We start from the raw sequence: 24,771 nt of genomic DNA, 5'->3' as shown, positions 1-24,771 counted from the left end.
TCGACAGAGTAGTCGGATCGGATGCTTTTTCACATTACAAATCTGTAATGCTGCCGTCAGGTGTTTGACGAGGTCGAGCTGTCAGGATGACGCCATCACTTGATAAGGAGATTTTCATGACATCACGACGTGCTCGCCTGCCACTGTTTGGCGCTGTCTTGTTGGCCGGTAGTGTGCTTGCCGATACCGGCCCTATCCAACAGCAGACGCTGTCGCTGGATCTGGCTAATCGCCTAGTGAATGCCACCTTGGAAGCGTGTCATGCCGATGGCCGCACTGCCGTGGTCGCAGCGGTAGATCGTGGTGGCAATCTGATTGCTTTGCAACGCGATGACAACATCGGCCCCCACAATACATTGGCCGCCCAGCGCAAAGCATTTACGTCCTTATCGACCGGCAGTACCAGCCGCGCGCTGTCTGAACATGCCCGCCAGGATCCTGAGTCGGCAAACCTAAACACGCTGGATGAATTGCTGCTGTTGGGTGGCGGTGTACCGCTCAGAGTTGAGGGAGAACTGATTGGTGCCCTTGGCGTTGCTGGGGCAGGGGGCTCTGCCATTGATGAAGGCTGTGCACTGGCTGCTATCGACAACGTAATACCCCAGTAAAGCCCACGATGATCACTATTCACGCATCACCATAAAAGGACGTTTTTATGAAAATCTTTTCTGCCCTATTTGCCGGTATGGTTCTTAGCAGCGTTGCTGCCACTGTGTTGGCGGCTGACAACCCGTTGAGCGTTCACGTGCTTAATATTCAGAACGGCCAGCCATCTCCTGGCGTTGATGTGGAGCTTGAGCGCCATACCGATACGGGCTGGGAATTGCTGGCAACGGCAACTACCGACGATGCAGGCCGTGTATCAGCCCTTTATCCCGCTGGTGAAGCGTTCTTGCCAGGCACTTACCGTGTCACGTTTGAAACCGGTGAATGGTTTGAAGCGAATGACACCGCGACGTTTTTTCCCAATGTGCCAGTACCTTTCGTAGTGGAAGAGGCCGATCAGCACTACCACATACCGCTACTACTTAGCCCCTACGGCTAATCAACGTACCGTGGGAATTAAGGTTACGGAGCAATCATTGATGAGTTGTTCTATTTATTAACCACTCTATTTATTAACCACGCTATTTCTTAACTGCTCTATTTATTAATAATCAATTTATTAGTTAACCAATTAAAACGAGTGAGAATGAATCATGAAAGTAATTAATATCGTCGCTGCCATCGCTCTTGCACTGGTCTCTGGTGTTGCATTAGCGGAGCGCGGTTCGGGTGAAGATAATCAAATCGCTTACCCAGAATCAACGTCTCAGCAGCACAGCGGTGCTATTGGGCACAATGCCTTGGCTGATCTGCCTGACCGAAATCGTTAAGCAGTTATGATATGGGCCGCTCTCGCGCGCGTTTAACGGAGGCTGTATGGCATTTCAGATGATTAATGATCGGAGCGTCGCCTATCGGCTTAACTAGACGGCGAAGCGCTCATATATCCCTCTTTCTGTCTATGACAAAGGGTGGACCAAAAGGCCCACCCTTCGCTTACATTCCCCACATCGGAACGCTACTGATTACTTCGAATTCCTAATCGGTAATTCAGAAGTGCTGTACGTGCTTGCGTCGGTTTGGTGCTGCGCTGATGAGTCAGGGTAGGCGATTTGATTTTCTTCACCAGAGCCTCGTTCGGCAAGTGCTGCACCTGACAATAAAATAAGGGCGGCGGCTGCTACTGTATTGATTAACTTCATAACTTTTAACCTCACGTTAAATAAAACGTCTCGAAATTTGCGATGACTGTTCATCGCTGTATGGACGACGAGTAAGATTGTAAGCAGGCTAACATAATTATAAAATTGATTTAAAATACACGAAACATTCTATTATTTAGAATGATTCCGGGTGCTGGGGTTGGTCACTAACGCAAAAAACGAGGTGTAGCGGATGAAAAGTTACGTGGCACCGGTGAGGCCAAACGACTGCTTTGCGTTAGGTTTCGGGTGGTAGGAGGCAAATGGTCGCGAATGGGGCAATGCACTTGCCAAGTAAGACCGAGAGGCACTTACTTGGCAAGGCAGTGATATATATGTGGTGAAGTAACGCGGTGAAGTAGTACGTTGCGCTTAGTTTAGCGTAGCTTCAAGGCGTTCGGCGCGCTCACCCGGAGCGGGGTGGCTGGAGAAGAAGCTGCTGCTGTTGCCATATTTGGCTTCCAATTTGCGTAGCGCAGTCACAGAGGCTTCTGCATTCAGGTTGTACTGCTGCATTAGCTCGATGGCGTAGTCATCAGCTTCATTTTCTTGACGTTGAGAGAACTGGGCATTCACCAGCTTCTCACCCAGCTCGCCTAGCTCAGAGCTTGAGAGTGCGGCGGCAGTGGTGCTTCCGCTGGCAGCGGCGGCTTCACGTGCGGCAGATGCTGCGTAAGCAACTTGAAAAGCACGCTTGGAGTGCCCCAGTGCCACGTGACCAATCTCATGAGCGATGACGTAACGCACTTCATCATCTGTCATTTCGTCCATTAGACCGGTGTGCAGTCGGATAGAGCCGTTGGGTACCGCAAAAGCGTTGATGTCGTCCAACTGATAGACATTGTACTCAAGGTCGTGTCCGTCGATATTTTCCCAGCCTTGGGTCAGATTTGCCAAACGCTCGGCATACTGGCTGTCACTGGCGACAAGCTGGTTCTCGGCATCAAGTTGGGCAATCGTCTGGTCGCCGAGTTGTTGCATCTGCTCGTCACTCATGGTGGCAGCGCCTGCCAAACCGGTGCCAGCGGAGATCATGCCGCCTATATCTGTACCTGATTGACAGCCGCTGAGAGTCAGTGCGGTGGCTAAACCTAAAATGCAGAATGTAGAGCGTACTAAGGGCGTTGTTTGCATCGCCAGTTCCTTTGTCGATAAATAATAGACGTTGTGAATTCAACATGGCGCTTATAAAAGCGCGCTAATTATACTGTATATCGGTATGCAGCTCTATGCTTCAAACAACGTATGGGGGCTGTCTTCATGAACAAGTGCAACATTTGGCACATCAAGTTTATCTACCCCGACTAAACGACGTTGGCCTTCAGAGTGGTGCTTGTTTAGGATCAAGGATGATCCTTCATCAACTAGCGAGCCGTTCTTATGAAGCCTGAAACCATTGCCCTTCACCATGGCTATGCACCTGATTCACAAAACGCAGTTGCCGTGCCGATCCATCAGACCACGTCGTTTTCATTTGATAACGCCCAACACGCGGCGGATCTGTTTGATCTGAAAGTGGAAGGGAATATTTACTCGCGCATTATGAATCCAACGTGCGCCGTGCTGGAGCAGCGGGTGGCCGCGCTAGAAGGCGGCATTGCGGGGTTGGCGGTGGCGTCTGGCATGGCGGCGATTACCTATGCGATCCAAACCATCGCTGAAGCGGGCGATAATATCGTTTCGATTAGCGAGCTGTATGGCGGCACTTACAACTTGTTTGCCCACACCTTACCCCGCCAAGGCATTCAGGTGCGGTTCGCCGATAAAGATGATATCGACGGCCTTGAAGCGCTGATTGACGAGCGCACCAAAGCGGTTTTTTGCGAGAGCATCGGTAATCCATCGGGTGGCGTAGTAGACCTGCAAAAACTGGCTGAAGCGGCGCACCGCCATGGTGTGCCGGTGATTGTTGATAACACCACTGCAACGCCGTTCTTGTGTCGGCCCATTGAGCATGGGGCGGATATTGTCGTTCACTCGGCCACTAAATATATCGGTGGCCATGGCACCACGGTAGGCGGTGTGATTGTTGATTCAGGCAAATTCCCTTGGGCGGAAAATGCTAGCCGTTTCTCCCTGCTCAACGAGCCAGATATCTCCTATCACGGCGTTAGTTATACCCGCGATGTGGGCGAAGCCGCTTTTATTGCCCGTGCCCGCGTTGTGCCGCTACGCAATATGGGAGCAGCGCTTTCGGCCCAAGCGGCCTGGAATCTGCTGCAGGGCCTGGAAACGCTGTCACTGCGTATTGAGCGTATTTGTGCCAACGCGTTGGCCGTTGCAAAGCATCTGGAAAGCCATCCGCTGGTCACCTGGGTGCATTATGCAGGCTTGGAAAATCATCCCGACCATGCGTTGGCCAAGCGTTATATGAACGGCCATGCCTCGGGGATTCTTAGCTTTGGTATTGAAGGGGGGCAGGCCGCTGGTGAGCGCTTCTACGATGCCCTGGCGCTGATTCTGCGTTTGGTTAATATCGGCGATGCCAAGAGCTGTTCCTCGATTCCTGCATCCACCACCCATCGCCAGTTAAATGAGCAGGAGTTAAAGGCTGCAGGCGTTACACCGGATATGGTGCGTCTGTCGATTGGTATTGAGCATATCGACGATCTGCTAGCAGATATTGATCAAGCGCTAGCGGCTTCTCAAGGGTAGAGCGCCTCTATCTCAGATGCTGTTCGCATTTTCTCTAACGCTAGGTGCTGAGGTGCCTAGCGTTATTACGTTTGTATTAGCTCTGATACGCGAACATTAGTTCTGAATAGATAGGCTCATTGAGCCAGCCAGAATCACCGCGATCAATTCCGCCTGCCGCCGGGTATCGGTTTTTTGGAACAGGTTGCGCAGATGAAAGGCCACCGTTGTCACAGAAATGCCCAACAGCTCGGCAATATCTTCCTTGCGTTGCCCTTCGGCCAAATGCATGGCGATAGTCGTCTCGGTTGGGGTAAAACCGAATAGCTCGGCAAGCAATGTTTCCGGTAGCTGAACGCGCTGGTTTGGGTCGATCAGCATAACGGCCACCGCGGGGCTATCAGCGTTAGGCGCGCCGTTGGCGAGTGAGCAGATAAACAGCATCAGGTCGCTGTGCCCGCCCAGGCGGGGAAGGCGCAGGCAGTCAGTGCTTTCAGCGCTAAGTCGATTGGCGGCTAAGCTTCTGCGCACCGCTTTATGTAGCTGCTGGCTGGACGTGTCGCTAATGTCTTCCAGGCTAGGAACGCCCCTTAATGGCGGCTTATCGAGGTTTAGCCTTAAGGCCGCTCGGTTGGTCAACAGTGGCTGGCCGTGGTTATCCAACAGCACCACACCGGCGGCCATCAGGTCGAGTGCGCTCTTGGCTGCGGCAAAGGCGTGTTCACTGATTTCACTGCGTAAATGGTGAATGCCTTGGCGCAGATGGTCGAGTTCCCGTGTGCTTTTGGCGCGCATGCGGCTAACCTGGCGCAGGCGTGCTTCTAGTGTGGCTAGCAACAGGTCGTAGTCAATCGGCTTAACCAGATAATCGTCGGCACCCAAACGTTTGCCTTCGATAATGTCAAAGCGGTCTGAAAGTGCGGTCAGGAAGATAAACGGTGTGTCCGCAAGCTCTGGAAAGCCATTGCGCACCTGCTCTAGTAAGGCATAGCCGTTTAGGCGCGGCATGGTGATATCGCACAGAATCACATCTGGCATCGACTTCAAGTGTGCCAGCGCCTCCTCTCCATCGCTGGCTTCCACTACGCGGTAGCCCGCCTCGCGCAGCTCGTCGCATAAATCTCGGCGCAATTCTTGATGATCTTCAGCGCATAGCACTAAAGGCGGGCGTTCATTCATTATGTTGATTCCTTACCACCCGCCTGCGTTTGAGTGGCGTGTTGGCCTGCTTGAGGGGCTTGGGGCAGGATGAGCTGGAAGGTAGTTGCTTCAGGAGTTGAGCTGAGCAATACCAGCTCACCGTGCTGAAGTTGGGCCAGCGTGCGGGCAATGTTGAGTCCTAGTCCAAGTCCCTGCTGGCCGGCGCTGTTAGCACCGCGATAGAAACGTTCAAAGATATGCAACTGCTCGACGTCGGGTATGACATCCCCCTGATTACTGATGCGACAGTAAGCCCAGTGTGCATCATGTGATAGCTCGACAGTGATAGGGCTTCCCTGACGAGAATATTTGCGGGCGTTGGTCAGCAGGTTATCAATAATGTGCTCGGTTAGTGCTTTATCGCAGCTTATCTGCAACGTTTTCAATTCTGGCGGAATCACCACGTTAATTAGCAGCCGAGTATTGCCGGGCACTTCCTGATGTAAGAGGCACGCCTTTCTGACCAGTTTAATCATGTCGTGGGGCTGCTGATGGCTGCTTACCTGCCCCGCGTCTAGCTGTGCGGTCAGCAGCGAGGCATCAACCAGTTCAGTCATATGAGCGACGGTATCGCGCAGACGCTGATAGCGGGCAGCACGCTCTTCTGCCGAGTAGCCCGAGTGGCGGCGCATCAAGCGCTGCAGGCCTGAATCAATCACCGCCAGAGAGGTGCGGAACTGGTGGGACACCATGGCGGCGAAACTACGGTAGAAATCACTTATGCCTCGCTCACGCTCCAGGGCGTTTTCCAAGGCAATGGCCGCTTTTTTATAGGGTGTTATATCAGCAAGGCGCATGACGTGCCCACCGGATTGCGTTCTGCGCAACGTCAACTGTCGCCACTCGCCGCCAGCCAGTTCGATATCGCACTGTGCGCTGGCTTGGTGAGGGGGGAGTGCTGCCGACGTGCTAACGCAGGTTTGGTAGAGTCTCGTTACAACATCATGCAAGGGAGTGCCGGGTGAGAAGATGCGTTCTGTCTCGGGGAGTAGCTGCGCTAAACGCGCGTTGATTAACTGTAACTGTCCATTGGCATCAAAGGCCGCAAAACCATCAGGCGCTGTGTTAATTGAATCTGCCAGCCTGCGCCGCTGATCTTCCAAGTCCTGGGTGCGTGCGCTGACAACGTCTTCCAGGTGATCAAGGTGCTGGGTAAGCGCTTCCTGTGCCTGCCGGCGTTTGCTAAGCGCCCATAGCAATAGCAGGGCTAACAGTAGGCCAGTGACCAGGATGCCCACGGCCGAGTAAATCACCTGCATTAGGCTATCGCGATAGTCGTCGAGCCGCTCACCGGTAGCTTCCCACTCCTCCGTCATGATCGCATTCGCCATGCGGTTTAATGTGGCCAGCAGTGGCTGAATGTTGCGGTACATGTCGTCCGAGGTTAACTCGTCCAGCAAGAACAGTGGCAACAACCTGTCAATCTGCGCTAACTGCTCAAGGGTGTTATCCAGTAGCGGTTCAAACCCTAAGGCTTGAATATAACGACGCTGTGGACCTTGATCCATTAGGGTTAGACGGCTGAAGAGCACATCAAGGTGTTGTTCTGGCTGAGCATCAGTGTGCCCCATGGCATGGCGATGTGCCGCTTCCTGTAGACGATGGCTTGCTAACTGGGCTTGGGTGATGACCCACAGCATGTTCTCATCAACGTTGCTGCGCATATTTTTCTCGACCCCAGAAAGACGCAGCAGAGAGAAAAATAAAAGAATGATGAACAGGCCAATGGCTACTAGCGGCAACCAGTAAATACGTGCACGAGAAGGAAAACGGATCATTCCACGGTTAGCCCGGTAAGTTGCCACACCCAGCGGTAGTCGTAGCGAATATCTTGCAGCTCTGTGTGATCGCTGCGGGGGGAAACAATCCAAAGCGGCCCTTTATCACGTGGCGTTAGGGCCTCGCCATCCATATGGGTCGCTATTAGCACATCGTATTGATAAAAGTCGTCAAGCGGGATAGCAACGATGTAGTCATTCAGCGCTGTAGCAATGACCTGTTTACCGTCGGCACCTACCCATTCCAACAGGTCACGCAGTAAAAAACCTTCAAAGTGATTAACGCCATCGGTGACAGACGTCTCAGTGGCCAAGGTATGAGTTTCGAGGTGGCTAAGCATTCGTGCATCAAACTGCGCACTATCGCCCGCATTGGTGTGACTGATGCTGCCACCAATCGCCAGAATGATAGGTTCCGAAGGCTCTGGTAATGGGCGTTCACCGAGTTGTACAGGGCTATCCGCAAGCAATTGGGTGGAAAAACCAGCGGTGGCAAACAAGCTAAACAAAAGGTGAACTAATGGCATGTCATTGTTCGCTATTGTTTGGTTGAGAGTGCGAGGTAGATATCCGCCTGATGGAATCACTCTAGCAAAGAGTTTCCCTTGATAACATCTCGTTAACACGACATGTTTACCAATACCTATCCGTTTAAACGGGGCTGAACTGCTAAGCATGCCTTAACGTTAGATAACATTTTAAGTCTGTCGATGCTGTTAGCGCGAGCAACGATACAGGCGCTTTCCCTCCGAGTGTGATCGAAATAACTAACAAAACCTATCAAAGAGGAAACTGTCATGGAGTTGAATCACATCTTGTCGACCCATCGTCTTAAGGCGGCGGTAGTGGCTAGCGTACTACTTTTTCCTGCCGCACAAAGTGCTTTGGCGGATGAGGTTGTCGAACAGATCGAGCTAGGACTTGAACTCTATCAAGAGCAAGAGTACGGCGCGGCAATTACCGAGTTGGAATTTGCCATTGAAGACATGCGCAAGATGATGTCAGGCCTGATTGCCCAAACGTTCCCTGATGCACCCGATGGTTGGACGGCGCATGAAGCGTCCTCCGGTAGCGCAGGTGGGGGAGCCGCCGCCATGTTTGGTGCTGGTGGTACGTCGCTTGAGCGCACCTATCAACAAGATGACGGCGATGGTCAGATGACCGCTAGCATGATGCTTGATAGTCCGCTGATACAAAGCATGGGGGCAATGTTTAACAATCCGGCAATGATCGCCGCGCAGCCTAATATGGAGCGTGTTCGTTTGGGGCGTGAAGCGGCAGTGGTGAAGTGGGAGCCTGAACGCTCCCGTGCAGAAGTGACGCTATTACTCGATGGACGAATTATGATGCAGGTGAAGGGTGAAAACCTGGAATCCCAGGATGTCGCCGTCGACTTAATGCGTGACTGGGATCTTGCTGCTGTGCGTGAGCAAAGTGCTCGTTAACGTCGCCGCGCTGAGCGATTGAGTGAGGAGAGCTGAATGTTGAGTCTGCGTCCTTTGGCTTTTTGTGCTGCATTTGGTGCCTGTGGTGTTGTCTTTGGCGGTGAAATGGCGGCAGATCAACGGCTGGAAAAAGCCGCCTCGCTGGAGGATGTCGCGGCGGTTTTTATTCCAGAAGACACATGGCAGCGCCAGAAGGCGGCGGCGTTAGAGGAGCAACTGCGTGAGGCGCTAACCGATAATGGCGGGAGCGACAGTGTGTTCTTGGCCGACGCTGATATTGGCCCATTGGGTAAGGCGCTGCTGGTAGTGCTCAACGAAGAGCCTGTGATTCCACACGTCCGCTATCGGCTACGCTATGCTCAGGCCAATGTGACCCCTGAGTTGAGTTCGCCACTGATAGCTGAACTGGTCGAGATTTCGCGTTTTAACCTTGGGCCGTCGCGTCGCGCCGAGCTTATCGAGATATATGGCGAGAAGCAGGTGGCTCCTGCTGCAGAATTTGGTCAGACGCCGGACGTTGCTTGGCGGCTGGTTACTCGACCTATTATGGGGCAGGTTGCAGGTCTCGTTCATGTGGCCCGACGCGAGCTGTCACAACAGCACGCTGCTGACTGCTTCGAGTTTTCTTGTCGTGACGTCGACTCGCTCAACGAAGCCGTACGTGATTGGCCAGAATTCGAGCCGATCGAGCCTCTGTTCGACCAGGGGCCGCTGGAGCTATCGGTGCTACAGGTAGGCCTAGAGAAGCTGGGCCTACGCGATGAGCAGGGTCACGCTGGCTGGCGTATCCCAGAGTGGCCGGAAAGTGTTGCAGCAGGGGAGCCCTTTATTGACGCTTATATAGAAAGAGGGCTGGGGCAGGACGACGCGTTAGACCTCGTCATTCACCATGACCAGTTGATGGATGATCATACCCGTGCGCTCTGGGAGCGGCTGATTGTCCTCAGTCCAGGCGATAGTGCGCTAATGTTCTCTACCAGTGACCAACAGCCCTGGCCGAGACAAGATCAGTAAGCTGCTGAACTTTTTTTAATAAAAAAAGCTATACGGTAGCTGCGCACTAAAGCGGGCTCACCCCGTTTCAGCAGCGTAATAAGCAACGAGAAAATCAGTGACGACGGATTAGACAGGTGATGAAACAGGAGAAAAATAAATGATAAATCCACAACGATGCTTGAGCGGTGCACTGTTACTGGGTGGGCTTATGTGGGGGGCAGGGCACGCCGTTGCCGACGAGGTCAGCGGCACGCTAGATGGAGAGCCTAAGGAGTGGCATGTTGTTACTCACTCGGAAGGTTCAACGGCTAATTTTTCTGAGCTGATGCCGGGTATGATGAATGTCACTGTCCAAGGGCATAGAGAACCGAGATTTGAAACCCAGGGCACGCTTAGCATTAGCTTTATAGTCATGAACGGCAACGCGGGTGATGCCTCGGTGAGCTACTTTCCAGAAAGCGGAATGATGCCCCATTACGGCACAGAACAAGATGTGCCCATTGATATAGAGCTGCTGGATGTCGATGGCGACACTGGCCGAGTAAAAGGGCGTGTTGCAACGTCGCTTGCCTATTTGGCGTCTATGTCAGAAGACTATGATCACAGCAATACTATGGACATTGACGTGTCTTTTGATGTGACGTTGGTGCGCGAAGAGTATTGATCAGCAGTAGCCGTCTACTTCTCAACTACTTCTCATCCTTGTTCCGCCTCAACGCTGTGAGCGATGAGGCGGCAACGCAAAGCGAGACTTACACGCTTAACCTTTCAACACGCTTAGACGCGGCCAGCGTATATAAAAACTCCAACCCCAGGGTGGCCGCGGCGAGTGACGTGATATCGCCATGGTCGTAAGCGGGGTTTACCTCAACAACATCCATACCTATTAACTCCATGCCTACCATGCCGCGGATCACTTTTAGCATTAGGTCGGTAGACATGCCGCCACATACTGGTGTCCCTGTTCCTGGCGCGTAGGCAGGGTCTAAGCCGTCAATGTCCAGGCTGATATAAGCGGGATGATGGCCAACGCGGGCACGGATGCGTTCTAGCACGGCGGCAGGGCCATGGTCATTTACCCAGTCGGCATCCAGCACTTCATAAGGGTGGTTATGGCGGTCATAGCTGGTGCGAATACCAATTTGCAGTGAGTGCTCCGGCACTACCAAACCCTCTTTTAGGGCATGATGGAAAATAGTGCCATGGTCAAAGCGCGTGCCTTGCTCGTAGGTGTCGGTATGGGCATCAAAATGGATCAGTGCCAGTGGGCCATGCTCACGAGCATGAGCACGCAGCAGGGGCAGGCTGATGTAGTGATCGCCACCCAGCGTCAGCATTTTTTTACCGGCTTTTAGCCAACGGTTGGCGTGGATTTCCAAGTTGTCGACCAAGCTCTCCGGCTCGCCATAAGCGTAATCAACGTTGCCTGCATCGCAAACTTTGAGGCGATCTTCTAATGCGAAGTCCCATGGCCAGCGTTTGCCTTCCCAAATCAGGTTAGCGGTACTTTGACGAATAGCATTCGGCCCCATGCGGGTGCCAGCACGACCAGAACAAGCAAGGTCAAAGGGAACGCCACTCACCACAACGTCGGCGTCAGTTGCCTTAGGATCCGTTGCTTTTGCTACGCCCATAAAGGTAGAAATCATATCGCCATAAAGGCTGGGCATCGTTTGTGGGTGGGTCACCGGTGTACTTCTCCTTGCGTGCTGGGTAATCGCTGGTGGGCGAATGAGCGGCAGACAATAAGCAATTTCTGGTGATAAATTAAATGAATGTTTAGAATTTAATCATTCGTAATATGAATGATGAGGGGCCTATGCGCTCGCTACGCCATTTCGACCTAAACCTGCTGCTAGTATTTGAGGCGCTAATGCGTGAGCGCCATGTCACTCGCGCAGCAGAAACGCTGCATCTAAGCCAGCCAGCACTTAGCCATGCGTTAAAACGGTTGCGGGATGCGCTGGAAGATCCATTATTAATACGTACCAACAATGGTCTGCAGCCAACGCCCCGTGCGCTGGCGTTGCTGCCAGTCGTGCAGCAGGCGCTGACAATGTTGCAGGAAGGCCTTACCCCGCCGGCCAGCTTTTCCCCATCCACTAGCGCGCGGCATTTTACCTTGGCCACCACGGATTATTTTGAAGAGGTGATGTATCCAGCGTTTCTGAGCCAATTACTGACGTACGCGCCGGATATCAGCTTTACCATTGAGCTGATCACCCCCAGCGTACTCAGTGAAGGACTGGAACAGCGACAAGTGGATATGGTGGTAGGGCTGGATAGCCAAAGCACGCTGCCCAGCGGTGTCATACAGCACCCTTGGATGGATGAGGAGTTGGTTTGTTTGGCCGCGACTGGTAATGGCCGCGTAGGCGATGCACTGGATATTCAGCAGTTTGCCCGTGAGGCCCATGTGGCACTGACTGATATCAGCGGTTTAAGACCCAGTAACATCGATAGTTGTTTAGTACGGCACGGGCTCAACCGCCGAGTGATTTCAAAGAACTTAAATTATATTGCGGCAGCGCGGGTCGTGGCGCTCACTGATGCGATCATGACGTTGCCACGCCAAATGGCCGAGCGATTTATCACGATGCTGCCGGTGCGTATCGTCGCGCCACCTAAAGAACTGCCTGCACTCAACATGACGCTGATTCAACACGGGCTGTATGCCAATGAACCTGCCCTCATTTGGTTGACTCAATCGCTGCAGGAATTCGCCAGCACCTTTAAGCAAAAAATCCCTTAGAGGTAGCTGATCCCTGCTTGTTGGTTGGAAGTTGCTTCAATAAAGGCGGATGACTTAGTAGAGTGTCAGAAAAGATACAGTAAGCGGAATTTAGCTAAACCACAGGCAACCATAATAATGACAGCAACGTATAAACTCCTGATTGCCGACGATCATCCCCTGGTGCGCGATGCCATGGCGCGAGTGATCCGTGAAGCTTACGCAGATGCTGAGGTTATCGAGGTAGAAGACTTTGATGCGGCCCTCGCCCATGCCCAGCAAGATCCAGATCTTGATTTGATATTGCTAGATTTAAATATGCCTGGCATGAATGGGTTAACAGGGCTTTTGCAGCTGCGTAACGAGCAGCCTACGATTCCCGTGGTGATTGTGTCTGCGGAAGAGGATAAGCAGATTATTCTGCAGGCAGTCTCCTGCGGTGCGGCGGGGGTTATCACCAAGTCACTGCCTCGTGATCAGATGCGCCACGCCATTGCCCAAGTGCTGGAAGGCAATATCTTTCTACCTGCCGATGCGATGCGCGCGCCGGACAGTATCCGCAAGCGTCGCCACCAGGATCAGGGATTTACCGCGGAACAGCTGCGCCTGCTGACCCGCAAGCAGCTACAAGTGTTGGAGCATATGACGCGCGGTGAATCTAACAAGATGATTGCCTATCACCTTAATATTGCAGAAACCACGGTGAAAGCCCACGTGTCAGCGATCTTGCGCAAGCTGGGGGTGACCAGCCGAGTACAGGCGATTTTATCCGCCAACGATATCGATTTCTCCCAGTTCCTCAATCGTTGACTTGCCGCAGCTGTCGGTTTGTCTCAGCGATTGACTTCATAATGGCCAGCGCTATCCAGCCAGTGGGTTTGCCAATGGCCCAAGGTGTTTATCTGAGTGAGTAAATTGGTAAGTGCCTGTGAATCGATGCGTTGTTGTCCAAGGCGATGCAGTGGCTGATTGGTACCTGTTAAGAGGCTTTGCCACTGGAGAACCAGCGCCGCGAGTGGCGTTTCAGGCGGTGTTAGCGTTGGCAGTTGCGCCTGCAGAACGCTATCCGACGTTTTCCAGAGGGCATCGGTGATCGATTGTAACTTTTCCGCTATCCGTTTTTCCTCTAACGGCTTCCCCCCTGCCGAGCCCGCGTCTTTGCTGATTTCCCCCACATTGCTAGTTTGCACGACATAGCCAAGTGAGCAAGGTGCGCCGTCGCCACTGCGAACCGCTGCCACATAGCCCAAGTGATGGTCATAGCGTGCCTGCTGAAAAAAAGCCCCGCTGTGATGCTGCTCCGCAAGTGCCAATAGTAATCGCTGGCTGGGAGTTCCCGGTAGGCTCAGTGTCCGCATGATGGCGGTGCTGGTCGATAGGTTGGCGGAGGGCTGCTCAGCGCGTATTGCTACGCGGCTCGCCAAGTTCGCTAGCGCGTTGCAAACGGCAGCGGCGCCTGTGCTATGGGAAACCCATACCACAGGCGCGGCAGGCAATGGTGTTAAGCGCTGTATCAATTGCTGAGCCAGCATCCCTTCTTGAGCCTTAGAGGCAGCTAACACGGCGTCTTCCAACAGCGCCACCATAGCGTGGTTGGCTTGACTACCCATCGCTATCACCCAACTGCCGTGGGGTGAGTTCTCCTGCTTGAAGACAATAGCCTGGCGAGCGAGCCGCTTAGCGGTGAGCGGGCTGGGTACAACCACTGCGCCGGGCACAAAACAGGCCGCCCAGGCGGTAGTGGCAAGTACCGCGAAATCATCGCTAACACCGTACTGACCGCACCAATGCTGCACGGCGGGGTAAGCCGGTGGTTGTCTATCAAAAGCGTGTGGTGAGGGCGGTGGAGGCGTATTACCCAGTAGGCAACGGGCATGACTAGCCGCAAACGTGCTTGTGACTGGCTGATGTTCAGAGGACAGCGTAGCAAAGCGACGAGTAAGCGCTTGGCGGCGGGCGTGTGCAAACCAAGCCGGGGCTAACTGCATCGTATCAACGGGTGGCTGCCAACGGTTGCCATGAGCGTTAGTTGCTGTGCCGAGCAGGGCGGCTAAGCGCTCACTTAGGGCAGCCGCAAGGGCTTTCACCTGGTCCTGGGTCGCAGTGCCGCTTAGCGTCAAGCTAAAAGCGTCTGTCGCCCCGCTAGGGGCCAACGTTGCGCGGTAGTCGGTAATCGAATCAGGCAACTGCTCCACTAGGAGGCCTTGATTTAACCGATCAGCAGTGTCGCCAAGAGCGGTAAGTTGGTGACGAGCAATGGCCGAGGACAGCGGCCACAGTAGCTCAACGGTATTGCCCGTACTAGCTACCTTCGTGCTGAACTGACGGCTCCAACGAGGCGCAATGGAAAGCGAAGGAGCGCAAGGTATTGGTGGGCTAAACAGCGCTGCCATGCGTTTAATCAGGCGGTTCATCGCTTTCGCTGCCCACGGGCTGATAATGGCGATACTAACGCGGCCGCCATGGTAATAGGCGCGATGAAACGCGGTGAGCGCTTCAAATAATAGCGTCATGTCGCTACCTAGGGTTTGCGCGTTACCGTGACGGCAGCCCGCACCAATATGCTGTGAATCGCTGAGCGTGGAGATGGCCGACAATCGTTGCATCGCCGAACTGTGCTGGCGGGCCTGCCACTCGGCGTCAATAGCAGCGACTTCAGCGCCAATGACTGATGGCGAAAACGCAGGCGTGGCGAGCTGGCTGGCAACGGTGAGCGCCGCTACTTCTAGTTTGTTTGCTGATATCGAGAAATGTACATCGGTGATGTAGTCATCGGTATGGGCGTTCAGGCTTCCTTGGTGTTGGGAAAACCAAGTAAGCAGGCTGATGTTAGAGGACGCTTCCAGCGGCGCGGTAGTGAGCACGTGTTCTAATAAATGAGCCAGCCCTGGCAGGGCGCGCGGCTCATCCAAATAGCCCGCCACAATGGCAATGCTGACGTGAGCGCGGGTTAAGTGGGGCGCGTAGGCCAGCACTCCCTGCGCCCCGTTAGGCAAGGAGATACAGGTTTGTTGGAAACTCAGGCTAGCCATTAAGCAGGCTACGCAGCAGCGCGCGCAGTTTGCCGGGGCGAACGGGTTTGTTTAACTGCGGCACGCCAGCATGACGCAACCGTCTCTGCCAGTGGTCAGAGCGGTCGGCGCTGAGAATAGCGGCTGGGAGATGCGGGTCGTGCCAGTGCTGGCGAAGTTGGCGAATAGCTTCCAAGCCAGTCATATGGTCATCTAAGTGAAGGTCGACGAGCAGCATATCCGGTGCTTCCTGGCAGGCTTTAGCGGTATCGACATCCAGGGCAGTATCGCAACTGATTTTCCATTCAGTTAACAGCAGCGCCATGCCTTGCAAAATTGTTGGCTCATTATCCAGGATCAGCACGCGAAGACCTTCAAACTCATCGTCAGCGGAGAGCGGCGCGCTGGGAGCGGGGGCTTGGCTAAAGGAAATTCCGCTGGCACGGGGCACCGTAACAGCAAAGCAGGAGCCTTGGCCGGGTGCTGAGCGCACAGAGAGCGGATGCTCAAGGCGCTGGCTAATCCGTTCCACAATCGCAAGCCCTAGGCCAACGCCCTGGCGGTCCCGCGCACGGGTAGCATTAAGTTGGTGAAACTCGCGAAAAATAAGCCGGTAGTCACTTTCGGGAATACCAATACCGCTATCGACAACCTGAACGGCCAGGCTGTCGTCGCCATGACGGCGGACACCCAGGCAGATGCCGCCCCGATGGGTATAGCGGCAGGCGTTAGCAAGAAAGTTGCGCACAATGCGGCTGAGTAGATAAGGGTCGCTTGTCACTGCTTGATGAGAAGGCACGTAGCGCAGTGTTAGCCCCTTGCGCTGGGCCACAGGGGTAAATTCATCAGCCAGATTGCTGAGGATATCGTCGAGTTTAAAGTGGCGTAGTTGTGGCTGTACCTGGCCGTGATCCAGTCGTGAAATGTCCAACAGATCGGAAAGAATTGCTTCGGCACCTTCCAGTGAGTTTTGTACACTCTCAATCAGAGCCAAATTATCGCTGTTAGTCACCCGCTCCTGTAGCGAGGCTACCAATAAGCGTGCAGCGTTCATGGGTTGCAGCAGGTCATGGCTAGCGGCAGCTAGGTAGCGGTCTTTGCTTTGGTTAGCAAACTCAGCGGCATCGCGGGCGCTTCTAAGCTCCTCGTTGAGCCGTTCAAGCGCCTGGGTTCGGTCTGCTACCCGTGCCTCCAGGTGGGCATTGAGTGTTTCTAAATGCTGGCGGGCGCGCTCACGTTCGGTAATATCTGCCACAAAGCCTTCGATCAGGTCTTCGTCTCCAGCAAGCTCGGCGGGCTTACGTATTAATGTAATTGCCACGGGTACCTGATGCCCGGAGGCGCCTTGCAGCCAGGTGGTTTGGCCCGTTACGTGCCCTTGCGCGAGCAGCAGGTCGCGCAGCTGTTGACCAGTAGATGCGTTAACAAACAGCGCGTCAAAGCGCGCACAGCGTTCGAGCGTATGCACCACGCTACTATCATCGAGCATGGCGGCAAGCGCCGGATTGGCAGCGCGCAGTTTGCCGGACAGCGATGCCTGAAAAATACCGTGTAGCGCGTTCTCGAACAGCCATTTATAACGGTTGCGCTCAACCTCAAGCTCTTCTAAGCGTACTGAAAGCTCGCGATAGTAGCTTTTACGCGCTGACTGCTGGCCAAGCCCGAGCAGGTCACTGACCGAAAAGCCCGAGGGGTCGCTGGCTTTTTTCATAGCGCCTCTTCGTACACCACCGCTACGTCTCGTGAGCTGGAACGGCGTGGGTTGGTCAGAATGCAAGGGTCACCAAGCGCATGGTTGGTGAGAAACGGCACGTCGCTGCGTGAGACGCCCATTACGCCGAGGGTTCCTCCCAGGCCAACTGCGTGCTTTAAATCAACTAAGTACTGAAACAGTGCTTTTTTGACCTGTTGCTGTGACAGCCCCCGACAGTCGATACCCACGGCGTCGGCAACCCGCTTAAAACGGTCGGGGGCGGCTTCGTAGTTATAGGCCACCACGTGTTCTAGCAGCATGGCGTTGCATAAGCCGTGGGGTAAATCCAAGAAGCCGCCCAAACTATGCGACATCGCATGTACCGCGCCTAAAATCGCGTTTGAAAACGCCAGCCCCGCTTGCATGCTGCCCAGCATTACTTGGGCACGTAGCTCGCCGTCGGTGGGGTTCGCCACCAGTGCTTCGAGATGGCTGCTAATTAAGCGCATGGCTTCAAGGGCGTGGGCATCGGTAAGCGGGCCACTGCCAGTTGAAACAAACGCTTCGATGGCATGCACCAGCGCGTCGACCCCTGTACATGCGGTTAGATAGGGTGACATGGTCATAGTGACTTCTGGGTCGATCAGCGATACGTCAGGAACCACCGCCTTGCTGATAATCGAAAATTTCATGCGCCGCTGCTGGTCGGAAATAATCGCAAACTGAGAAATGTCTGCCGACGTTCCCGCTGTTGAGGGAATGAAAATTAGCGGCGGAATGGGCACGCGAATCGTATCCACACCTTCGAAATCAAGAATGTGTCCGCCGTGGGCGGTGATGATGCCAATCCCTTTGGCACAGTCCATGGGGCTGCCGCCGCCCACGGCCACGATCGCCTTGCAGCCGGTTTCTCGGTAGAGCTCGGCCCCGGCCATAATCTCATCGACACGTGGATTAGGTGATACGGCGGTAAAGCGCACAACGGCAATGTTGGCTTCCAGTAGCTTGGCTTCAATATCGGCTACCCAACCCGCCAGAAGCACGCCAGGGTCGGAGACCAGGAGCACTTTTTCTGCCCCGAACGTAGTGACGTAGTTGCCTGCCGCGTGGCGCGCTCCGTCGCCAAAAATAATTTCAGGAGCGACAAACTTACGAAGTTGTGTGAGCGGCGAAGTCATGGGGCGGTCTCGTTTATAGTTGTTAACCATTATCTTAAGCACCTTAAGGGATTGTTGCGCTACGACCTTGGTGCTGTCGTTATGTGGCTAGAGTGATAAAAGGCTAGCTCTCGGTCCAGCATGGTGTGGCGAGCTTTGGGGTGTCGAATACCGTGGTATTCGTTATCAAACAACAGTGTTTGTGCCTCACCACCGTGGAGTTCGATATGCCGCGCCATGGCATGAGTTTGCTCTGGCACCACGACGGCGTCTTTGCCACCCTGGATAAACAGTGCCCTTAATGGGCGCTGGCAACGGGTGACGTGGTAGGTGGGGCTGCGTTGGGCGAGCTGGGTTTCGTCTCCGATTAGCCAGCCCAGGTAACCGGATTCAAAGCGGTGTGTTTTTGCCGACAGCGTCAACGCATCGGTTACCCCGTACAGGCTGGTGGCCGCTGCAAATAGCGGCGTGGCCGCCAAGGCATTGAGGGCGGTAAACCCGCCAGCGCTTTGGCCACGAATAAAGCAGCGCGCTGTATCGATCGCAAAGTGTGTGCAGGCGGCGTTAACCAGTGCGATGACATCCTCAGTATCGCTTATCCCCCACTGGCCGGCTAAACATTCTCGATAGCGGCGGCCAAAATTGCCACTGCCCCGTGGGTTGATATCTAAAACGTGAAAGCCCTGTTGCTGCCAGTAGGCTACTAGCGGGTCATAAATAGGGTAGGCGGCGGCGGTAGGACCACCATGAACGCGCACAATCAGCGGTGCAGCGCGGTTGGCTAAGGCTGAGTAGAAAAAACCGTGTACCGTTTCGCCTTTGTTGCCAACGGGGGTTTCCAGCCATTGTGCAGTGGCGGAATTTTCAGTCACTAGGTTTTGCGTTACGTTACCCACGACGTTACCCACTAAGCATCTGCGTGAGCCATTTTCGTTGAAACGAATAAGCTGTGCGCCGCAGGTAGCGCTTTGCACTATGGCGTAATCACCGTGATCTGCCAGCGTAGTGCTTGCCACGCGGCCAGGGTCTGTTAGCAGTGCTTCCACCTGCTCGCCGCAACGGCGATACAGATGAGCTGCCCCCTGGTGCAGTTGGCAGTAACCCTGCCGTTTATCTCGCCATACGTGCTGGCGCTCACCCAACTGCCACGGTGTGGTGATGTGATCTACCGGGGTGCTGCTCAGGCAAACGGGGGTGGCTAAGTTAACCTGCCAGGGTTGCCACCAGCCAGTGTGATCGCTCATGCAAATTAGCGCGTTGTGAGGGTCAAACTGTGGCTGGCTAATCGCCGCGCCGAAGTCCCAGCTTTCAAAGGATTGAAGCGTACCGTCGGCTGCGATGTTTGCGAGGTTCAACTGACTACGCTGCCAGGGCATATAAGGCAGTGACCAGCTCACCCAGGCTAAATAGTTGCCGTCATCGCTTAATACCGCTGCGCCGTAGAAGTCAGCGCCTTCAACCAGCACTTGCCTGTTCTTGTAAGTTCTGCTGGTGTCAGTAATGGCGACCAGCCGTTGACCTTGAGAATCCTCTTCTACCGCAATCACCCGCTGGCGCTTAGGGTCGGCGCACAGCCCACCGTAGGCTGTTTGCGGGCGCTGTTGCCAGCAGTAGCTTGCACCGTGGCGGTCGAGCTGCATGATGGCTTGATCGTACTGGCGCACCCATACGACGCCCCCTAGTAGGGGCGTGTAGCTGCCGCCGCCGTACTGATTCACGCGGCTCCCCACCGCATCTTCTACTGCACAGCGCGGCGGCTCGTTGCCGTCGGCGGGCCACTGCCAAAGTTGCATGCCGCCCGTTTGCGGGCAGCGAGCCAGCCAGTAAATAGCTTGGGCATCACTGTGTAACTCGGCCAAGGTGTCAGTAGGTTCGGTAGCATCTGCCAGGGTAAGTAGCATGGGCGTGCTCCTTAGTGTGGAGTGCCCCACAGCAGCCGTGCTTCGTAGCGTGGGTAAAGCTGCATTACGCTGCGGGTGAACTCGTATTTGGTGAGTGCCATGGTGCTAAACGAGTCGGGAATTTCAACGGCCAAGGCATGGTTTGCACCAAGCCCTTCGCTAGCCACGTCACTTAGGTGTTGGTCTAGCCATTCAAGGTAATGCGTGGTTTGGCCAATGATCATTTCGGGCGGCGCACTGGGCCCATGGCCGGGTACCGCGACGCTGGCGTTGAGTGTGCGTAGATCGTTCAGTTCTTCCCGCCACTGTTGCAGGCTTGGGCTGTGAGCAGTGGCAGCAGCACGTTGGTAGAACCCCATGTCGCCCAAAAACAGCACGTCGGTGGCATGATCCATAATCACTAGGTCTCCACCGCTATGGCCGCTCATGGCGAAAAGCGTGAGCGGGTAGTTTCCAAGGGTTATCTCGCCGGCCTCGATCACGTTGGGTAGGGCAATAGGCAAGCGCTCCAAGCTGCGCCCGGTTAGTCGCTCTACGTTATCGATCAATGCGTCCTGGTCGCGGGCCATCAACGCACGAGTGCTGGCTAAGGTGAGGTGTTGTGCCTCGTCAAAGGCGGCATTACCAAAAAAGTGGTCGGGGTGGTGATGGGTATTCAAGACCCAGCGTACGGGGTGAGAGGTGTGCTGGGCAATTAGTGTTTTGAGGGCTTCGCCAAAGTGTGGACTGCTGCCGCTGTCGATAAGGATGACACCACTGGGCGTCGTTATAAACGCTTGGTTGCCAATATGGCCGCAGTTGTTGGTGGAGAGTTCTTCTCTTAAGCCTTCCACCATCCAGGTGTTTTCCGCGACCGACTGGGCGGTGAGCGGGCGTTCGCAGAACATCCCCGCTTCGCTGGCCGCCAGCGGCGTGATCAGCAAGGTACTGAAGGCGGCTAGAAAACACGCCTTCATGGCTGCAGGCCGATAGAAAAGCGGTTGCCGTTGTTATCCCGCGCGCCAATCACATAACCGCCTGGAGAGGGGCGCATATGCAGCCCCAGGGTGGGGTTGGCGCTCACCGATGCGTCGATATCCAGGGCGGCCACTTGCTCGCCCTGCTGATCCAACAGTTCAAACGACTGCACATAAAAGGCTGGCTGGCTGGGGATTAAGCCGCTGTCCATGGGGTGAGAAAGGCGCACCCGCAGCCGCTGTTCGTCTTTATTGGCAAACAGCCGTCCCTGCAGCTCACCGAAGGTGTTTTCCCAGTCGGTGTCAGCACTGGCAATACCGGGTGTGGTGCAACCGCCGCCTTCCGCTTCAATATAGGTGCCGCCCACATGCCAAGTATCCCCCTGTTTCACCGCTACGCGCACCGCGGAGGCTTGTTCCAAGCGAATGTTTAACGATAGCTTGGCTAAGCCATGGCTCATCGGGGAATAGCGAAACAAGCGGGGAATCGGGTTGAGATCCACCCAAGCAATCATGTCGGTGATTGGCTCGCCGCTGGTTTCTAAGGCGCTGGCGTCTAGCTCAATGGGTACTTGTCCTGAGTCTTCGGCGAATCCTGGCGCGCTAACGATGACGCGCTCATCAAACACCACGGGGGCGTCGCCCAGAAAGCGTTCGCGGTACACAGGCCACATAAAGGAGTTAAGCGGATCCTGCTCAGCCGTGCTCGCTGTGGCCAACGCGGTGGTCGGCAGCGCGAGCAGTAGCCAGAAAAGCACGACGAGTGCGGGGGTAAAGGATGCGGCGATCGCCGCGGCGAGCCGTTGTAACGTGATGAAAGGGGTTAGGGTTGCCATGGTGCCTCCCAGCGTTGGAATTATTGTCCAGTCGTTTCCATACTGACCGTTTCCAACCACGTGCGAATGGCCCACAGCCCTTCTTGGCTAACGTAATCGGACATGCGCGGCATTAGTACACGGCCGTTGCGCTCGGCGCCATTGGTGACCAGCTCTTTGAACCACTCATCGCCCCATGCGCCGTTCTCCAACTCGCGCAGGTCCGGGGCGATGCCGCCGGATTTCGCTTCTAGTCCGTGGCAAGCGGCACAGTTGCTGTTGTAAGCGCGAGCACCAATATCAATGGCGAGTTCTTGCTGGGGATGATCCCGGTAGGGGTTCTCTTCCCGCCATTCGTCGCCTAAGCGTTCGAGGTCTTTAATGTCAACGGCTTGAGGGGTCACGCTGCCGTGAGACCAGGCCAGCGGCGAAGCCAGCAAAGCGGCAAGGGCGATAGCACCCACTTGGCTGCTGAGGCGTAAGGGCAGTTTTGCTGAGCTTGTTTTTGTCAGTACGGTTTTTGTAATGGTCATGGGAAATGCTCCTCAGGGGATCAATGTATCGTCACTTGAGTGAGCTTAGGCAGGCAGGCCTTTGGAACCTATAGCACCTTAGGCATCGCTAGGCTCCTCCTTTGGAAGTAGTGCTAAATCAGGATGAGAACGCGACTGGAGGGGTAGATTGGTTTGTTATCCGAGCTTCTAAGCTGGACTTAGTCTTGCTGGCACCACGCAAGCAGCAGCTTGGCCGCTTTGCAGCCATTGCATTGTGATCATTACTCGGATGGAAAACCCATGACATACGCTATCAATAACAACACGTCAGCCCGCAAAATTTCGTGGCCCTTTCGCCTGCGTACACTCCCCGCCGCCGTTGCTTACGCCTCTGCCCTAGGCGTTGGGGGTGTTGCGATGACAGCCCACGCCAGCGAGGTGACCTGGGACGATATTCTCAATGACCATAACAACACTGAAACGGTGTTGATGTACGGCATGGGCGTGAAAGCACAGCGCTATAGCCCGCTTAATCAAATTAACGCAGATAACGTCGAAATGCTGACCCCTGCGTGGTCCCACTCGTTTGGCGATGAAATGCAGCGTGGCCAAGAATCTCAGGCGCTGATCCATGAAGGCGTCATTTATGTTACCGGCTCCTACTCACGTATTTTTGCTATTGATGCGCGCACTGGCCAGCGGCTGTGGTCTTACAACCATCGCCTGCCCAGCGATATCCGCCCCTGCTGTGACGTGGTGAACCGCGGTGCGGCCATCTATGGTGATAAAGTATTCTTCGGTACGTTGGATGCTGGCATCGTGGCGCTGAATAAAGATACCGGTGACGTGGTGTGGCGCGAACGCTTTGGTGACCACCGCGCGGGCTACACCATGACCGGTGCGCCAACGATTGTAGAAGATAGCGAAACAGGTCGCGTGTTGCTGATTCATGGCTCTTCGGGGGATGAGTTCGGCATTGTGGGTAAGCTGTATGCCCGCGATCCGGAAACCGGCGAAGAGATTTGGATGCGGCCCTTTGTTGAAGGCCACATGGGACGTTTGAACGGTGAAGAGAGCACTCCGACAGGTGATGCCAACGCGCCTTCCTGGCCCGATGACCCCGATAGCGAAACCGGCAAAGTACAAGCCTGGAGCCAAGGTGGTGGCGCGCCATGGCAGAGCGCCAGTTTCGACCCTGACACCAATACCATCATCATTGGCGCGGGTAACCCGGCCCCCTGGAACGGTTGGGCACGCACTTCAGAAGACGGCGATCCGTCGGACTACGACAGCCTCTATACTTCGGGTCAGTTGGGTATCGACCCTTCGACCGGTGAAGTGAAGTGGTTCTATCAGCACACGCCCAACGACACCTGGGACTTCTCGGGCAATAACGAGATCGTATTGTTTGAGTACGAAGATGAGAATGGCCAAACGGTGAATGCAGGTGCCCACGCTGACCGTAATGGCTTCTTCTATGTCACTGATCGGACCAACGGCGAGCTCATCAACGCCTTCCCCTTTGTCGATAACATCACTTGGGCCACCCACATTGATCTAGAAACCGGTCGCCCGGTTGAGGCTGAAGGCCAGCGTCCTCCGCGCTTGGAAGAAGGGCAAACCCGCTCCGAATCGGTTGAGGTTTCACCACCGTTCCTAGGCGGTAAAAACTGGAACCCCATGGCTTACAGTGAAGATACGGGGCTGTTCTACGTGCCGGGTAACCACTGGAAAGAAGATTACTGGACCGAGGAAGTCGAGTACGTGGAAGGCGCGGCCTACCTAGGTATGGGCTTCCGCATTAAGCGTATGTACGACGACCACGTCGGTATTCTACGCGCTGTTGATCCAGTCACTGGTGAGTACGCTTGGGAGCATAAAGAACCCATGCCGCTATGGGCAGGCGTGTTAGCGACCCACGGTGATCTGGTATTTACCGGTACGGGTGATGGCTACTTCAAAGCCTTCCACGCTGAAACCGGTGAAGAGCTTTGGAAGTTCCAGGTAGGCACCGGCATCATTTCACCACCGGTAACTTGGGAAATGGATGGTGAACAGTACATTGGTGTTACTGCCGGTTATGGCGGCGCGGTTCCTCTCTGGGGCGGTGATATGGCTGAACTGACGCGGCCGATTGCTCAGGGCGGCTCGTTCTGGGTCTTCAAGCTGCCATCTTTCGTTCAAGATCTGGCTAACCGTTAAGTTATTGACC

23 protein-coding genes are annotated in these 24,771 nt (G+C 54.8%); 10 read left to right on the top strand and 13 right to left on the bottom strand.

Annotated elements, in window-relative coordinates:
- The first annotated feature begins 116 nt into the window (after window positions 1–116).
- From REH51_RS07450 to REH51_RS07440, 3 genes are all read left to right on the top strand, one after another.
- Window positions 117–608 carry a GlcG/HbpS family heme-binding protein gene (locus tag REH51_RS07450; protein ID WP_009723021.1) on the top strand — a complete coding sequence of 164 codons (492 nt, stop codon included), beginning with the start codon at window positions 117–119 and terminating at the stop codon, window positions 606–608.
- A 47-nt stretch (window positions 609–655) separates the two neighbouring features.
- The gene (uraH, locus tag REH51_RS07445) at window positions 656–1,045 is read left to right on the top strand and encodes a hydroxyisourate hydrolase (RefSeq protein ID WP_498937404.1); all 390 of its coding nucleotides are present in this window, start codon (window positions 656–658) and stop codon (window positions 1,043–1,045) included.
- A 154-nt stretch (window positions 1,046–1,199) separates the two neighbouring features.
- Window positions 1,200–1,376, top strand: coding sequence for a hypothetical protein (locus REH51_RS07440; RefSeq protein ID WP_009723019.1), 177 nt, complete (start codon window positions 1,200–1,202; stop codon window positions 1,374–1,376).
- Window positions 1,377–1,571: 195 nt separating this feature from the next.
- On the opposite strand, the gene REH51_RS07435 is transcribed toward REH51_RS07440, so the two are convergent.
- Window positions 1,572–1,748 (bottom strand): hypothetical protein, encoded by a 177-nt coding sequence (locus REH51_RS07435; protein ID WP_009723018.1) that lies wholly within the window; start codon window positions 1,746–1,748, stop codon window positions 1,572–1,574.
- A gap of 372 nt (window positions 1,749–2,120) precedes the next feature.
- A complete protein-coding gene (locus REH51_RS07430; protein WP_009723017.1) occupies window positions 2,121–2,882 on the bottom strand; it encodes a M48 family metalloprotease in 762 nt (253 codons plus the stop codon).
- A 246-nt stretch (window positions 2,883–3,128) separates the two neighbouring features.
- On the opposite strand from REH51_RS07430, the gene REH51_RS07425 reads away from it, so the two are divergent.
- A complete protein-coding gene (locus tag REH51_RS07425) occupies window positions 3,129–4,403 on the top strand; it encodes an O-acetylhomoserine aminocarboxypropyltransferase/cysteine synthase family protein (protein WP_009723015.1) in 1,275 nt (424 codons plus the stop codon).
- A gap of 96 nt (window positions 4,404–4,499) precedes the next feature.
- Here the strand turns inward: REH51_RS07425 and REH51_RS07420 are convergent, their stop codons facing one another.
- The 3 genes from REH51_RS07420 to REH51_RS07410 are packed head-to-tail and all read right to left on the bottom strand — an operon-like array spanning window position 4,500 to window position 7,887.
- A complete protein-coding gene (locus tag REH51_RS07420) occupies window positions 4,500–5,561 on the bottom strand; it encodes a response regulator (protein WP_009723014.1) in 1,062 nt (353 codons plus the stop codon).
- Window positions 5,561–7,360 (bottom strand): sensor histidine kinase, encoded by a 1,800-nt coding sequence (locus REH51_RS07415; protein WP_009723013.1) that lies wholly within the window; start codon window positions 7,358–7,360, stop codon window positions 5,561–5,563. Before REH51_RS07415 ends, REH51_RS07420 begins: the two co-directional genes overlap by 1 nt.
- On the bottom strand, window positions 7,357–7,887 hold the full coding sequence (locus tag REH51_RS07410) for a putative pterin-binding protein (RefSeq protein ID WP_498937402.1): 531 nt from the start codon (window positions 7,885–7,887) through the stop codon (window positions 7,357–7,359). The genes REH51_RS07415 and REH51_RS07410 overlap by 4 nt, the downstream gene beginning before the upstream one ends.
- A 270-nt stretch (window positions 7,888–8,157) precedes the next feature.
- Here REH51_RS07410 and REH51_RS07405 point away from each other — a divergent pair, with 270 nt between their 5' ends.
- The 3 genes from REH51_RS07405 (at window position 8,158) to REH51_RS07395 (ending at window position 10,465) form a co-directional block, all read left to right on the top strand.
- Entirely contained in the window at window positions 8,158–8,805 is a 648-nt protein-coding gene (locus REH51_RS07405) for a hypothetical protein (RefSeq protein ID WP_009723011.1), read from the top strand.
- A 36-nt stretch (window positions 8,806–8,841) separates the two neighbouring features.
- Window positions 8,842–9,819 carry a hypothetical protein gene (locus REH51_RS07400; RefSeq protein ID WP_009723010.1) on the top strand — a complete coding sequence of 326 codons (978 nt, stop codon included), beginning with the start codon at window positions 8,842–8,844 and terminating at the stop codon, window positions 9,817–9,819.
- A gap of 139 nt (window positions 9,820–9,958) precedes the next feature.
- On the top strand, window positions 9,959–10,465 hold the full coding sequence (locus REH51_RS07395; protein WP_009723009.1) for a hypothetical protein: 507 nt from the start codon (window positions 9,959–9,961) through the stop codon (window positions 10,463–10,465).
- An 88-nt stretch (window positions 10,466–10,553) separates the two neighbouring features.
- Here REH51_RS07395 and speB read toward each other — a convergent pair whose 3' ends face one another.
- The gene (speB, locus tag REH51_RS07390; RefSeq protein WP_050801089.1) at window positions 10,554–11,471 is read right to left on the bottom strand and encodes an agmatinase; all 918 of its coding nucleotides are present in this window, start codon (window positions 11,469–11,471) and stop codon (window positions 10,554–10,556) included.
- A 149-nt stretch (window positions 11,472–11,620) separates the two neighbouring features.
- Here speB and REH51_RS07385 point away from each other — a divergent pair, with 149 nt between their 5' ends.
- Together REH51_RS07385 and REH51_RS07380 are read left to right on the top strand one after the other, a co-directional pair.
- On the top strand, window positions 11,621–12,553 hold the full coding sequence (locus REH51_RS07385) for a LysR family transcriptional regulator (protein ID WP_009723007.1): 933 nt from the start codon (window positions 11,621–11,623) through the stop codon (window positions 12,551–12,553).
- A 117-nt stretch (window positions 12,554–12,670) separates the two neighbouring features.
- Entirely contained in the window at window positions 12,671–13,342 is a 672-nt protein-coding gene (locus tag REH51_RS07380) for a response regulator (protein ID WP_498937400.1), read from the top strand.
- Window positions 13,343–13,365: 23 nt separating this feature from the next.
- Here the strand turns inward: REH51_RS07380 and REH51_RS07375 are convergent, their stop codons facing one another.
- Genes REH51_RS07375 through pedF form a run of 7 tightly spaced genes read right to left on the bottom strand, consistent with a single transcriptional unit; the run spans window position 13,366 to window position 22,598 of the window.
- The gene (locus REH51_RS07375) at window positions 13,366–15,507 is read right to left on the bottom strand and encodes an insulinase family protein (protein ID WP_234667994.1); all 2,142 of its coding nucleotides are present in this window, start codon (window positions 15,505–15,507) and stop codon (window positions 13,366–13,368) included.
- Window positions 15,508–15,556: 49 nt separating this feature from the next.
- On the bottom strand, window positions 15,557–17,254 hold the full coding sequence (locus REH51_RS07370) for a PAS domain-containing hybrid sensor histidine kinase/response regulator (protein ID WP_498937398.1): 1,698 nt from the start codon (window positions 17,252–17,254) through the stop codon (window positions 15,557–15,559).
- Window positions 17,251–18,414 carry an alcohol dehydrogenase-like regulatory protein ErcA gene (gene ercA, locus REH51_RS07365; protein WP_009723003.1) on the bottom strand — a complete coding sequence of 388 codons (1,164 nt, stop codon included), beginning with the start codon at window positions 18,412–18,414 and terminating at the stop codon, window positions 17,251–17,253. The genes REH51_RS07370 and ercA overlap by 4 nt, the downstream gene beginning before the upstream one ends.
- A gap of 59 nt (window positions 18,415–18,473) precedes the next feature.
- Entirely contained in the window at window positions 18,474–20,294 is a 1,821-nt protein-coding gene (locus REH51_RS07360; protein WP_498937396.1) for an alpha/beta hydrolase family protein, read from the bottom strand.
- Between the two features lie 11 nt (window positions 20,295–20,305).
- Window positions 20,306–21,250, bottom strand: coding sequence for a quinoprotein relay system zinc metallohydrolase 1 (locus REH51_RS07355; RefSeq protein WP_498937394.1), 945 nt, complete (start codon window positions 21,248–21,250; stop codon window positions 20,306–20,308).
- A complete protein-coding gene (locus REH51_RS07350) occupies window positions 21,247–22,086 on the bottom strand; it encodes a quinoprotein dehydrogenase-associated SoxYZ-like carrier (RefSeq protein WP_009723000.1) in 840 nt (279 codons plus the stop codon). Before REH51_RS07350 ends, REH51_RS07355 begins: the two co-directional genes overlap by 4 nt.
- 20 nt (window positions 22,087–22,106) lie before the next feature.
- A complete protein-coding gene (gene pedF, locus REH51_RS07345; RefSeq protein ID WP_009722999.1) occupies window positions 22,107–22,598 on the bottom strand; it encodes a cytochrome c-550 PedF in 492 nt (163 codons plus the stop codon).
- Window positions 22,599–22,976: 378 nt separating this feature from the next.
- On the opposite strand from pedF, the gene REH51_RS07340 reads away from it, so the two are divergent.
- Entirely contained in the window at window positions 22,977–24,761 is a 1,785-nt protein-coding gene (locus REH51_RS07340; RefSeq protein WP_232318779.1) for a methanol/ethanol family PQQ-dependent dehydrogenase, read from the top strand.
- Window positions 24,762–24,771: the final 10 nt, after the last annotated feature.

The sequence above is a fragment of the Halomonas bluephagenesis genome, assembly GCF_054790765.1.
Note: the sequence above shows the minus strand (reverse complement) of the source record. Positions and strands in the feature narration are given on the sequence as shown.